Raw genomic sequence first — 12738 nt, forward strand, 5'->3', positions numbered from 1 at the left:
CATATAAACATTCAAAACATATAATTGAGCAGTATAGGTACTTGATTGGATAAAATCATTTCTCCAAGCATTGCTCCCATCATGCCACCCATCATCCCTGACAAACTTCCGTCAAGGACAGCCATGATTGTAAAGGGTAAACCAGTAATGAACCCTCCGACCAGTCCAATTAACACACCAATCATCGTTGCAAGAAGGAGTCCTTGTGAAGTTAAAACTCCAGCAATCACTCCACCTAATAATCCTATTATCATTCCAAAGGACATAGCTGTCATCATTCCGGTGTGCGGTGATAATTTGGATTTATTTGTAAAGATTATTTTCAACACCCATACAATCATGATTAATACGAGGATTATTTCTGCAATGGCAATTACACTCATTTCCCCTTCCCCCTTAACGGTTGTCCTTAGTAAGAGTATATAAAGATTACACATCAGACATGACTGGAGTTAGGTTCAAAAAAAAGCAAATGTCCAACAGCTCTATATTGCTGTTAAACATTTGCTTCATTCGTAACAAGCATAATTAAGCTAGCCTTTACTCTGGCATGTTCTCAACATCTCCACTACTCTGATAGAATTCTTCAAAGTTGTTATATTTTACAAGAGACATCATACCGTTTGAGGCATGGTGTAAATCATGACAATGAAATAACCAATTACCAGGGTTATCTGCTAAAAAAGCAACTTCATAGGTTTCTCCTGGTTTAACGTTAAGAGTATCTTTAATAATTGGTGCTCCACTAATTGCTTTCCCATTTTCACTTAGAACCTGAAAGAAGTGACCGTGTAGGTGCATAGGGTGCACTGAATTATCTTCACTATTGTTTGTTAAAGTAACTTTCACTTTGTCGTCTTTGTTTACATTTAACGGTGGAACATCAGGAAATGTCTCATCATTAATCGTCCACTCCATGTTCATCGATTTATGATTCATTTTGACACCTAGATCCATTTCGTACTCTACATCAAATTGATCATCAAGTGTAAAAGGCCCATCTTCCTTTTCCCCAAGCTTCCCTAAGCCTATTACCTTATCTACATCTTCTCGATGACTTTGCATTTTAGAAGAGTTTTCATTCTCAAAGACAACATCAATTTTCACTGAGTTTTTTCCTTCAATTTCATCATGGCTATCGATCGTGAAGTTGCCGTCGTCACTATTTGCTTTAAATTCAATATCATAACGCTCCCCAGGTGCGACTTCTATTAAAGAGGACGATTGCGTTTTAGGATTGTTTATTTTCTGACCATCTACGTGGGTGATTTGATAGTCTACTGGAATGTGTATCTTGTGTGCCATGTAACCAGCATTAATAAATCTTAATTTAATTTTTTCGCCATGGGCTACTTTTAGGCTCTTAATCCCTTCAGAGGCTTTTCCATTTATTGTTATTAAATCGTAAGAGCTCATATCATGTTCCATCATCTCATTCATATTTCCCATATCATCATTGCTGCCCATGCTACTATGATCTTCTTCTTCATTCATCATGCTATGTTCATCTGTATCTTTAATGCCAGACTCCCACTCATCAAGAACTAACGTAAATTCTTTGTCCGCACTAACCCCATCTCTAGGCTCAACAATAAGTGTTCCGTAAAGCCCCTTATCGATTTGATTTACCCCATCCTGATGAGAGTGGTACCAGTAAGTCCCAGGGTCTTCAGCAACAAATTCATACACATACGAGTCCCCAGGTAATACTGCATCTTGTGTTACTCCAGGGATGCCATCCTGTTTATTTGATAGAGGAACCCCGTGCCAGTGAATAGAAGTAGGCTCTTCTAACTTATTTTTTAATGTGACACGTATGGCTTCTCCTTCTGTAATGCGTAGTTCTTCACCAGGTACTGTTCCATTAAACGTCCAAACCGGAAGTGTGTTTTCTGAATCAAATTCCCATGTCGACTCATCAGCAATCAAGGTAAATTCGTTTACTTTCTTTCCAGTGAGATCTTCCTCTTTTGCTTCCACTTTTCCCTGATTGCTATTGGTTGTTGAGGTCTTTTGAGCAGAATTATTTCCAGCACAAGCTGTTAATACGATTAATAATAATAAAAGCATAGATAGTATTGCTTTTTTCATGATTACACCTCCATCTGGTATCTTGCAAAATGTATTATATGGAATAATTGTGCAGAGACTGTGCATCATAATTGTATTTTTGGACATAAATTGACCAAAAAAATACCCCTATTCCATCGGTAGATCACCAATAAAATAGGGTTAACCCATCTAACTAGTCGTCATAAAAAATTTGAGATGAAGAGGCTTCTGAAACATTACTTATAATCAATTAATTTAGAATAAATACTTTACTATGTTTCCAATTTAAAAGTATTTGATGACAAGCGAATAGATAAGGGTAGGGGGCAGCATTAAAAACACTTATTCCTTAACAATGATTTTACCAACCATACCAGCTTCTTTATGTCCTTCTACACTGCAGTAGATTTCATATTCGCCTGCTTCAGAAGGTGTGAACACAAGTTTGTTGCTTTGTCCTGCATCTGCACTTACGTGTAAAGAAAAGTCGTCTCCGTGTTTATGGCCACTTTCCATGCCATCATCTTCGTGACCTTCTTCTTGTTCTTTCATTGCAACTGGCATATCTTTTACCACCCAATCATGAAATGCATTTCCTTGATTGGATAGGGTTAATTCAACTTTCTCCCCTTTTTCAAGAGTTAAGTTAGAAGGTTCATACCCAAACTCAACACTTGAAACCTCAATTTTCCTAACTTCATCTTCCGTTTTCTGAGTTTTAGACTTAACCTCTTCTGGTGCTTTTTCTGATACCTTTTCTTCAGAAGAAGCTTGCTCTGCATTCGAATTGGATCCTTCAGTTGCTGCCTCTTACGAACTTGAATCGTTAGTACACGCTGCTACTACCATTACCAGTATAATGGATAGCATCGTAAGTAGTAATTTCTTACTCATACTAAACTGACCTCCTGTGGAATGTGATCTATGTCGTTAAGTATACCTACCGTGACAAGAATCGACATTACCTCAAAAGGATATGTTCTTAGTTAAAATAGGAGTAAAAAAATACTCCCCCTCCTTCTCCTCCTAAACTCCTAAAGTAAGTGTGCATAATTTCTCCACAATTTTTTAGTAATCTTTGTGCTAACGCTTTAATAATTATAGGATACTCGTTAGAGAATAGATTTAAGTCATCTATCAATCTGGTTCTAGTACATTATTAAATGTGATGTCATCTATTATTGGAGGTGAAGGGATGGTTGATGTTAGCATTTTCCTTGCCTTTGGAGCTGGCCTACTTTCGTTCATTTCTCCCTGTTGTTTACCGCTATATCCAGCTTTTCTATCATACATTACAGGAATTTCTGTTGATGAAATCAAAGAAGGAAATGGTATGTTACAGCGTAGAGCTATCTTTCATACACTCTTCTTTCTACTAGGTTTTTCTATCATTTTCGTTGTACTTGGCCTATCTACATCCTTAATAGGGACGTTGTTTATTACATATAACAACTTAATTAGAGAGATAGGCGCTGTAATTATTTTCTTCTTTGGACTAGTGGTAGTAGGTATATATAAGCCTGCCTTTCTAATGGGAGAAAAAAAAGTGGCGTTTAGAAATCGTCCTTCTGGATATTTCGGTTCTAGTATGATTGGAATGGGATTTGCAGCCGGTTGGACTCCTTGTACAGGACCTATTCTAGCAGCTGTCATCGCGATGGGTGTTTCGAACCCAAGTCAAGGCTTAGTCTACATGATCGCTTATACAGCAGGTTTTTCGGTACCATTTTTAGTGATGTCCTTCTTTATTGGTAGGATGAAATGGATTAAAAAGCACAATAGAAAAATCATAAAGGTAGGCGGTTATACAATGATGTTCATGGGGGTATTTTTATATTTTGATCTCATGACAAAGTTAACGTCATTTTTAGCAGGGCGTTTCTTTGATGGTTTTACTGGATTTTAATTAAAAAAGGCTGAGATCACACGGCTCAGCCTTTTTGTTATGTTTAATTAAAAGTAACTGCTCGGTATCTCACTGATCTGAAGGCTTACCTCGTACGATTCCTTCTTGTATTGCTTTAACAGCAGCTTCAGAGCGATTAGATACCTGTAATTTTGAAAGCGTGTTTTGAAGGTGCTTTTTTACTGTATGTGGACTTATATGAAGCTCATCCGCAATAACCTTGTTCGTATTTCCTTGAGCTACTAGCTCTAATATTTCTTTTTCTCTTATGCTTAATTGATATTTGTTTTCCGAAGAGTACTCTAGTTCTTTTGACATAAGAGCGAATTCTTTTAGAACTTTTTCAGCTAGTCCTTTTGAGAAAGCTGCTTCCCCTTGATAAGCGGATTTAAGATAACTAAACAAGTCTTCCATATTTACGTTCTTTAAAAGATAGCCATTCGCGCCATTTTTAATCGCTTTGAATAAGTCATCGTCTTCATCAGAGATTGTAAGGACAATGATTCTGACGTTTGGGTCAAATTCCCTAATTAGTCTTGTAGCTTCAATTCCATCCATCTCTGGCATTTGAAGGTCCATTAAAATTAGATCCGGCTTTTTGGCTAATGCGATTTCAACTACTTCTTCTCCGTTTGTCGCTTCACCAACGACAGTAAAATGAGGCTGCATTTTAAGTAATTGAACGATTCCTTTTCTTAAAACCTCATAATCGTCACAAACTACGATCGTTATGTTATCCACTCTTATCATCCTTTACAAGCGGGACTGTTAATACAACTTCCGTTCCACTTCCGATTGAAGAAATAATCTCTACCGCCCCTTTAATCAGCTCAGCCCGTTCTTCTATGGTTTTCAGTCCATAGGATTCCCCATTATCCCTAGGAGACCTTTCAAATCCTATCCCATCATCCTTAATCCGGATGACGATATTCTCTTTCATTTCCGAGAACGACATCTGAATAGTAGAAGCAGCAGCATGTTTCTGAATGTTGATTAAAACCTCTTGTATAATTCTAATGATATGCATTTTTACATACTCGCTAAAATATACTTTTTCCGTCTCTTTTGGTGGATGGTAATAAATACGATAATCAGAATTGTTATTATACTGCTTCACAATCTTTGATAGTAACAGGGTGATAGGCTCCGATACATCATTGGTAAATCGCAGGTCAAACAAATACTGTCGAATTTCATTGTAAGACCGATCGATCATATCTTGTAAGTTTTCGATGGTCCTATTTATCTGTTTCCGCTCAGTGAGTTGTTCACCGTTAAGTAAATAGTACAACTGTTGTGAAGCGATGTTCATGGAACTAATCGCTTGAGCTAACCCATCGTGTAACTCTCTTGATAAGCGCTCTCTCTCTTCTAATATAGCAGCATTCCGTAATCGCTCGTATTGCAGCACATTCTCGAGTGAGATCGCAAGCGTATTTCGTATATGTTTCAGAGTAGTGGGTGGAAGGGAATTCTCCCCATACAAATATAAATATCCAATATCGTTCCCATTACTCTCAAGGGAATAAAACTTAATAGCCTGGTCATTTTCAAAATAGATTACTTCTTCATTTAAACGTTCGCTTATTGTCATTTCTTCGAGTATAGAAAGGGAGTCATCGCTATCTGTTGAAGCCAAAAATTGAAGCTTATTATTTTCTGATATTACGATTCCAGCATTCTCTGTCTGGAGTAATTTATTTATTAAATCTAGAACACTTTTCAACTGTGTTTTTTTATCTTCAGCCAATTCTCGTATCGATAGAATTTCTCTTGAAATTTTATACAGCATTTCTGTTTCATACTGTTTTTGAGCTGTTTCTTGATATAAAGTTTTAATCACATTCTCCATTTCTTTTCTAGACGAAAGATCCCTGACTGTGACCACAGTATGATGCAATGGATCATTATGGTCGATATGAGTAATACTGTAACTGACAGGTATAGTTGTACCATCCTCGTTTCGTAAAGACCCTTCCTTGATCTTCTTAACCCCTAAATTAAAGTCTTCGATTAGTGTTTCTGCCTGAAGAAGATCCATAATATATTTTGAAGCAATGCAATCTTGCTCATTTAACCCACATAGATTCTTTGCTCCTGGGTTCATATCAGTGAGGAATCCAGTCTGATCAAATACAAATATCCCATCGATACTTGAATCAAATATTTGCTTTGCTTCTCTTTCTTTTTTATATTTTATTTTTTCAAGTTTTTCAATTTTATTAAAAACGAGATTTCCAACAAGGATGGCACCCACGATAAACAAAATAGTTGAGATAAAGAAATCTACGTCATGGCTAATCAAACCGACCATGAATTTATGACGGAATAGTTCGAAAATAATGATTAGAGCACTACTAGAAAGTATAGCCACGTATTTGAACTTCTTATAATTTTTCATTAAGAGGCCTCCGGAAAGACAAGTGCTTTCTATCAGTATACATGATGAGAAGTATAAAGAAACTCCACAAAAAATGCAAAGAGAGGGGATATAGTGCCTATATATGTATTTTTATGGGAGGGATTGGATGTTTGCAGAGCAGAAAATGACTAGACGTAAGTTTCTGAAGTATTCTTCTAATACCATATTAGCCTCAATCGTTGCACTTTGTGGCTTATCGATTATTACGACAGCCTGCGCTGCACCTAAAGGGATAACAGAAGGGGCAATGATTAAACTTGGTTCTCTAAAAGAACTAAGGAAAGGTCCCCTACCAAAAAAAGTTGAGTATTCAGCTACTTTACAAGATGGTTGGACTGAACGGGAAACAAAGGGCTTTGTCTACATTTCGAAAAATGTTGACGATGAACTGATCATTATGTCACCAGTTTGCACACACCTTGGTTGTACAGTCCCTTTCGCAGATGAAGCCCAAAGGATGAACAATATTGAGTTTTTCTGCCCTTGTCATGGTGGTCAGTATGACGAAGCAGGTATGAATATAGGCGGTCCACCTCCTCGGCCACTCGATATTTTCAATCCGATTGTAAAAGGTGATGAGGTTTACATCAATATATTGAATGTAACTGAAAGAACGTAATGGATTTTGTTCTTTTAGAAAGGTTTATTCGTAAAGATTGTTGCTTTTAAATTTGAAAAGGATCAATTTACTTTTTATGGTATTATGGCTACAAGAGAATCTTCAGGAAACTCGGCAAATTTAATGGAAGTTTAGAATTTCATTTCTATAAAAACAAGGAGAGAAGAATTTGAATGCATTCGCTTGGAGTCTATTGATAATACATTCAGTCATCTTATTACTATGGGTAATGAATTCTGGATACCTATTTTCATTGATTGGGATAGTTATTTGGCTTATTGCGGTGGCAGTAGGATTTATTGTTCAGAAACAAATAAAAGAACAATTATTATTAAAGAAGCTGTTGTTATCATCTAGTTTCTTTATGACGTTTCTTAGTTTAATTACTGTAGGTATTTACTTTGTAACAAGTTCAATGCCATAACTGTATTTCTGCACCTATCAGGTGGATGGCAAAAATAGCAAGAATCTATAAGAAAAGAGCTTTTAGAAAAAGAAATGGAGAGAGGTGTGCCCTCTCTCCATTTCTTTTTCATTCTGATATTTACTTCACATCATACCCTTGCTCTTCTACTGCTTCATTCATATCAGATACAGTGACTTTAGCTGAATCGTACGATACATCTGCCTTTCCTTGCTTCAGATCAACCTCAACTCCTGAAACACCCTCTAACTCGGTTAATGCTGTTTCAACTGCCGATTTGCAGTGGTTGCACGTCATACCTTCAATTTTGATCGTTGTTTGTTCCATGTTTAAAATCTCCCTTCAAGAATGAAATTATAATTTAACTCGCTTCAATCGAAGTGAGTTCGTTACAACTGATACAGAACTGAATGCCATTGCGGCTCCAGCTACCCATGGTGCTAATAGACCGATTGCAGCGATCGGGATACCGATTGAGTTATAGAATAGTGCCCAGAATAAGTTTTGGCGAATGTTTTTCATCGTTTTTCGACTTAAGTTGATCGCCTTTGGAATATGCGCTAAGTCTCCTCCAACAAGGGTAACATCAGCTGTTTCGATCGCAACGTCGGTACCTGTTCCGATCGCCATCCCTATATCAGCCGTTGCAAGAGCTGGTGCATCGTTGATCCCGTCACCAACCATGGCAACTCGTTTCCCTTGACCTTGCAACTCTTTTACTTTGTTTGCTTTGTCTTCTGGAAGAACTTCTGCATAAATACCTGTGATGTTCACTTGTTTTCCAATTGCTTCTGCTGTGCGTTTATTATCTCCAGTAATCATGTAAACATCGATACCGAGATTGCGTAATTCTTGTATCGCTTGTTTCGATGTTTCTTTCACTGTATCAGCAACGGCGATGATACCGCTAATGTTTTGCTCGATGGCGATGAACATAGCGGTCTTTCCTTCTGTTTCATAAGCTGCCATCACTTCTTCATGTTCCGTGTACTGAATATTTTCTCGTTCCATTAATTTTCTCGTTCCGACCAGTACCCTCTTACCGTCGATCAGAGACGTAATACCGTGCCCCGGAATCGCTTCGAAACTCTCAGCTTCATCCACTTTGATTTGTTTTTGTTCACCGTATTGAACGATCGACCTAGCAAGTGGATGCTCCGAGGCCTTTTCTGCGGCTACAAGATAGGATAAAACTTCTTGTTCTTCTCCTTCAAACACTTTGAAGTCCGTTACTTCCGGTTTCCCTTTCGTAATCGTTCCTGTTTTATCTAACAAGATCGCGTCGACTTTGTGTGTGCCCTCAAGAAATTCGCCGCCTTTGAACAGCACGCCTATTTCAGCACCTTTCCCTGTGCCTACCATGATCGAAGTAGGTGTTGCTAGACCAAGTGCACATGGACAAGCAATCACGAGAACGGCAATCGCAACTTCTAGTGCCTGAGGTAAATCGTATGGGTTCACCCATAAATACCAGACAAGGAACGTTACGAAGGCAATACCAACAACGATCGGAACAAAAATGCCTGAGATGATATCTGCCATTCTTTGAATTGGGGCTTTTGAACCTTGAGCTTCTTCTACAATTTTAATGATCCCTGCTAATGCAGTATCACTTCCTACTTTCTCAGCCGTGATCGTCAAAGTACCATTTTCATTAATGGTTGAACCGATGACCGCATCACCGTTAGTTTTTTCAATAGGGATCGACTCTCCGGTAATCATGGATTCATCTACTGAGGACTTCCCTTTTTGGACGCTGCCATCAACTGGAATCTTTTCACCCGGCCGGACGATGATCGTATCACCAACGACTACCTGATCGACTGGAACCTTCACTTCTTCACCGTCTCGTAAAACACTCGCTTCTTTCGCCTGCAGGTTGAGAAGCTTCGTGATCGCTTGCGTCGTCCTGCCCTTGGCAAGATCTTCAAACAGCTTCCCAACAAGAATTAGTGTGATTAAAACAGCACTCGTTTCAAAATACAATTCCGGATGGTACCCTGGCGTAAGGAGTAATCGAATACCCTCCACCACACTATAAAAGTAAGCAGCTGATGTCCCAAGAGCTACGAGGACATCCATGTTGGCACTCTTATTAATAAGGGCACGGTAAGCACCTACGTAAAACGGAGCACCAATATAGAACTGTACAGGAGTAGCCAATAGAAATTGAAACCAAGGGTTCATGAAAAGGTCAGGCAGCGGAAGAGCAACATCGAACGGAAGATGAGCAATCATGGTGTATAGTAACGGTAGTGAAAGCAAGACCGATATACCAAGCTTTACTTTTTTCTTTTTTATTTCTTCTTCCTTGTGAGATTTCTTCTCTTCTCGATCTTCTTTAACGACAGCATCATATCCTAATTTCTTTACCTTCTCGATGATCTCATCAACCGTAATGGCACCAGGCTGATACGCGACAACACCGGATTCTGTTGTCAGGTTTACCGAAGCTGACGCTACTCCAGAGGTTCGGTTCAATCCTTTTTCGACCCTGGTTGAACAAGCAGCACATGTCATCCCATGGATGTCTAACTCAACTTGTTCTTTACGAACCCCGTATCCTAACTTTTCTATTTTGTTGACGATGTCTGAAGGGTTAACTTTTTGTTCGTCGAACTGAACATCCGCTCTTTCCATCGCAAGGTTTACATTCGCTTCAACACCGTCCATTTTGTTTAGTACCTTCTCAATGCGCTGCGAACATGAAGCACATGTCATACCTGTTATATCGAGTGACGTTTTCTTTACAGCATCCATTTTATCACCTTCTTATTTGGAGAATTGTTGGATCACTTTCATCAATTCCTCTATATGATGATCACCATTTCCTTCTTGAATCGAACTTGCCACGCAAGTTTTTGTATGCCTTTCGAGTAAGGTATACCCTACTTTCTTTAAAGCAGCTTGAATCGCTGATAATTGAATCAGAATATCCACACAATAACGATCATCACCGACCATTTTCTGAATCCCACGAATTTGCCCCTCTATTCGCTTCAAGCGATTTTGCAGCTGCTGCTTTTCTTCTTCGGTCCGATTCTCAGATGGCTGTTTATCTGGTTGAAGCTCAAGATCCAAATCTTTATTCATAGTGGTCATCTCCTTTTTATTATTATATTTACAATATACCCCCGTAAGGTATATTAGTCAAGTTATATATCCACTATTTTATTGAATAATATTTATATATGATTATTTTACCCTGAGGGGGTACTGGTTTAAACATAACAAAAAAGGGCAATCGAATGACAGCCCTTCTCGCTACCTTCCTCCAAGAAGAAGCGACGTAATCTCTTCTTCATTGTTTTCAAAGCCGGTAAACGTGTATTGTTTTCTATTTAGTCCCCATAGTGAAGTTGCAGTGATGATGATACCTGGAACGATTCGATTTCCAAGTTGATCGATCATGTCACTTTCTTTATGGGGAGAAGACGATAAATCGTGCTCTTCATATGCGATCGATGAAGTTGAAAGAAACTCTTTCAATTTTTGGCAATCTCCTCAAGTGGGTCTTGTATAAACAGTTACGCTCGTTATATTCATCTACATTCCTCTCCTAACTGCTGATTTCGTTAAAACCAGTATGTGATCGCATCGAGGGTCCCGATCACAATCAGTGTCACACCTGCAATTCTTTGTAGAACCAACCCGATCTTTCTACTTCTTTTCATTAATGATCCACTTAAACCGAAATACCAGATTAAAAACATCGCGAAAATAAAAGGTAAAGATGTCCCAATAGCAAAAGTAGCTGGCAGCACTGCACCGTAAGGACTAGCGAGGACAAGAGGCATCAGTAAGATAAAAAACAATGAAAACATGGTAGGACAAAACCCTAAAGAAAAGCTTCCTCCCATTAGAAATGCGCCCCACTTCCCCTTCTTCAAAAACTTTTCAGGAACTTCACCTAGCTTTAAATTCCAATTCATTTTGAATACCCCTAATAGGTATAAACCGATTAAGATGACAAGCGGTCCGAAAAACTTCCTTGCCAAGGGTAAAACCTTTGTAAGGCTTTGCTGAAACTCTTGACCAAGCATCCAAACGATCAGGCCAAGCGTCGAAAAAACAACGATCTTACCCAGTATGAACGACAACACTTCGCCCCAAGCGATTCCTTTTTGAAATGAACGATTTCCATAGAACGTGATCGCGCCAATATTTCCTGTGAACTGACAAGGGGCAGTCGCGCCGAGCACTCCTAGAATAAAAGCGGATAACAAAGGAATCGAATTCGTCTGGTAGGCGAGTGTTGTGAGAGGCCCACTAAGCAGTTGACTCAATGAATTAAAAACTTCATACATACTAAGACTCCTTACTTAAGCCTTGCTTACTCAACAATCTCACCATTTTTAACGAGCGCTTTCCATTCTTCACCGAGATTTGTTGTTTTATAAATCGACTCACTTGTCGTATGAAAAACAATCTCCTCCTCATTTTGAGGATTGACAGCAATATAATCGATCGTATCGACCTCATCACTTGGCATCGCGAGTTCCTGCTCATCTCCGTTACTTAGATCTTGAATGACTAATTTATTATTCTCTTTAGCATAAATTAGATGGTTTTCCATAAAAGAAACAGCGCTAACTGATATTTCATCAGAAACTCGGTCGAACGAACTTCCTTTATCACTTGAAACATATAAGCCCTTAGGAGATGTTAAGGCTAATACGTTTGAATCTACCGGGTGTGTGGCTATACCCGATAATCGATCAGGTGCGCCATTCAATTCAACTGGCTCCCATTCTTTTGCATCTTCACTAAAGTAAACCCCGATATCCATCTCACTGTTCTTTTGCTGATTCACTGCATAAATCGCATGACTCTCATAACCTACAGTAAGATAATGAAAATCTGATTCCCCCTGGAAACCTAGCTCATTTATTGTATTTCCTCTATCTGTACTCTTGATTAAACCGAGTGGATTAGGAAGGTCAGATCCCTCTCCGGGGTGGCCGCTACTATAAAAACCGTCAGAAACAGCGTTAAAGCCCATGTAATCATTTTTATTATCTTTCGCTGCATACCAGGAATCTTCGAAATAAATGATCGGACCATTATGAGTTGCAATCATCAATTCATTCCGATCCCCTGGATATCCGATTCCATGAACGTGTTCGATTTTCTGACCTTTTAATTCACTAAAGAAATTAGAATCGTTTAACGAAATAAGCTTTGTTTCGCCTTCTTCAACCTCAACAACTTCTGGATTGTCTTCTGGATTCGCTTCCTCATCATTCTGACAACCTGCACTAATGAGCAAAATTGTTGTTCCTAGAATTGTAAACCATTTCTTATTCAAGTTATAA

11 protein-coding genes and 2 pseudogenes are annotated in these 12738 nt (G+C 38.6%); 2 read left to right on the forward strand and 11 right to left on the reverse strand.

What is annotated here, in order from left to right; all coding sequences use genetic code 11:
• Positions 1-11: 11 nt before the first annotated feature.
• The 3 genes and pseudogenes from PFZ69_RS04435 to PFZ69_RS04445 form a co-directional block, all read right to left on the reverse strand.
• On the reverse strand, positions 12-383 hold the full coding sequence (locus PFZ69_RS04435) for a hypothetical protein (protein WP_270179807.1): 372 nt from the start codon (positions 381-383) through the stop codon (positions 12-14).
• Between the two features lie 157 nt (positions 384-540).
• Positions 541-2091, reverse strand: a complete 1551-nt coding sequence (locus PFZ69_RS04440) for a multicopper oxidase family protein (protein WP_270179808.1) — start codon at positions 2089-2091, stop codon at positions 541-543.
• A gap of 303 nt (positions 2092-2394) precedes the next feature.
• Positions 2395-2754, reverse strand: a pseudogene (locus tag PFZ69_RS04445) (cupredoxin domain-containing protein); the annotation flags it as partial.
• Positions 2755-3247: 493 nt separating this feature from the next.
• On the opposite strand from PFZ69_RS04445, the gene PFZ69_RS04450 reads away from it, so the two are divergent.
• On the forward strand, positions 3248-3958 hold the full coding sequence (locus tag PFZ69_RS04450) for a cytochrome c biogenesis CcdA family protein (RefSeq protein WP_270179809.1): 711 nt from the start codon (positions 3248-3250) through the stop codon (positions 3956-3958).
• A gap of 69 nt (positions 3959-4027) precedes the next feature.
• On the opposite strand, the gene PFZ69_RS04455 is transcribed toward PFZ69_RS04450, so the two are convergent.
• Complete coding sequence (locus PFZ69_RS04455) at positions 4028-4699, reverse strand: response regulator (RefSeq protein ID WP_270179810.1); 672 nt, start codon at positions 4697-4699, stop codon at positions 4028-4030.
• Positions 4692-6359: a sensor histidine kinase gene (locus PFZ69_RS04460; RefSeq protein ID WP_270179811.1), complete on the reverse strand. Its 1668-nt coding sequence runs from the start codon at positions 6357-6359 to the stop codon at positions 4692-4694. The genes PFZ69_RS04455 and PFZ69_RS04460 overlap by 8 nt, the downstream gene beginning before the upstream one ends.
• 127 nt (positions 6360-6486) lie before the next feature.
• Between PFZ69_RS04460 and PFZ69_RS04465 the strand changes: the two genes are divergently transcribed.
• Complete coding sequence (locus PFZ69_RS04465) at positions 6487-6999, forward strand: QcrA and Rieske domain-containing protein (protein ID WP_270179812.1); 513 nt, start codon at positions 6487-6489, stop codon at positions 6997-6999.
• 544 nt (positions 7000-7543) lie between these two features.
• Here PFZ69_RS04465 and copZ read toward each other — a convergent pair.
• The 6 genes and pseudogenes from copZ to PFZ69_RS04495 form a co-directional block, all read right to left on the reverse strand.
• On the reverse strand, positions 7544-7750 hold the full coding sequence (gene copZ, locus PFZ69_RS04470) for a copper chaperone CopZ (RefSeq protein WP_270179813.1): 207 nt from the start codon (positions 7748-7750) through the stop codon (positions 7544-7546).
• Between the two features lie 27 nt (positions 7751-7777).
• On the reverse strand, positions 7778-10183 hold the full coding sequence (locus PFZ69_RS04475) for a heavy metal translocating P-type ATPase (RefSeq protein WP_270179814.1): 2406 nt from the start codon (positions 10181-10183) through the stop codon (positions 7778-7780).
• A gap of 12 nt (positions 10184-10195) precedes the next feature.
• A complete protein-coding gene (locus PFZ69_RS04480; RefSeq protein ID WP_270179815.1) occupies positions 10196-10516 on the reverse strand; it encodes a metal-sensing transcriptional repressor in 321 nt (106 codons plus the stop codon).
• A 171-nt stretch (positions 10517-10687) separates the two neighbouring features.
• Positions 10688-10915, reverse strand: a pseudogene (locus PFZ69_RS04485) (glutaredoxin family protein); the annotation flags it as partial.
• Between the two features lie 83 nt (positions 10916-10998).
• Entirely contained in the window at positions 10999-11730 is a 732-nt protein-coding gene (locus PFZ69_RS04490; RefSeq protein ID WP_270179817.1) for an urease accessory protein UreH domain-containing protein, read from the reverse strand.
• Between the two features lie 26 nt (positions 11731-11756).
• On the reverse strand, positions 11757-12731 hold the full coding sequence (locus PFZ69_RS04495) for a F510_1955 family glycosylhydrolase (protein ID WP_270179818.1): 975 nt from the start codon (positions 12729-12731) through the stop codon (positions 11757-11759).
• Positions 12732-12738: the final 7 nt, after the last annotated feature.

Source organism: Alkalihalobacillus sp. CinArs1, from assembly GCF_947387515.1.
Lineage (GTDB): Bacteria > Bacillota > Bacilli > Bacillales > Guptibacillaceae > Guptibacillus.

What these genes read in the sequence shown, in the direction of transcription:
- PFZ69_RS04435 (WP_270179807.1), bottom strand. Translation starts at nt 383, where the DNA reads ATGAGTGTAATTGCCATTGCAGAAATAATCCTCGTATTAATCATGATT.
- PFZ69_RS04440 (WP_270179808.1), bottom strand. Translation starts at nt 2,091, where the DNA reads ATGAAAAAAGCAATACTATCTATGCTTTTATTATTATTAATCGTATTA.
- PFZ69_RS04450 (WP_270179809.1), top strand. Translation starts at nt 3,248, where the DNA reads ATGGTTGATGTTAGCATTTTCCTTGCCTTTGGAGCTGGCCTACTTTCG.
- PFZ69_RS04460 (WP_270179811.1), bottom strand. Translation starts at nt 6,359, where the DNA reads ATGAAAAATTATAAGAAGTTCAAATACGTGGCTATACTTTCTAGTAGT.
- PFZ69_RS04465 (WP_270179812.1), top strand. Translation starts at nt 6,487, where the DNA reads ATGTTTGCAGAGCAGAAAATGACTAGACGTAAGTTTCTGAAGTATTCT.
- copZ (WP_270179813.1), bottom strand. Translation starts at nt 7,750, where the DNA reads ATGGAACAAACAACGATCAAAATTGAAGGTATGACGTGCAACCACTGC.
- PFZ69_RS04475 (WP_270179814.1), bottom strand. Translation starts at nt 10,183, where the DNA reads ATGGATGCTGTAAAGAAAACGTCACTCGATATAACAGGTATGACATGT.
- PFZ69_RS04480 (WP_270179815.1), bottom strand. Translation starts at nt 10,516, where the DNA reads ATGAATAAAGATTTGGATCTTGAGCTTCAACCAGATAAACAGCCATCT.
- PFZ69_RS04490 (WP_270179817.1), bottom strand. Translation starts at nt 11,730, where the DNA reads ATGTATGAAGTTTTTAATTCATTGAGTCAACTGCTTAGTGGGCCTCTC.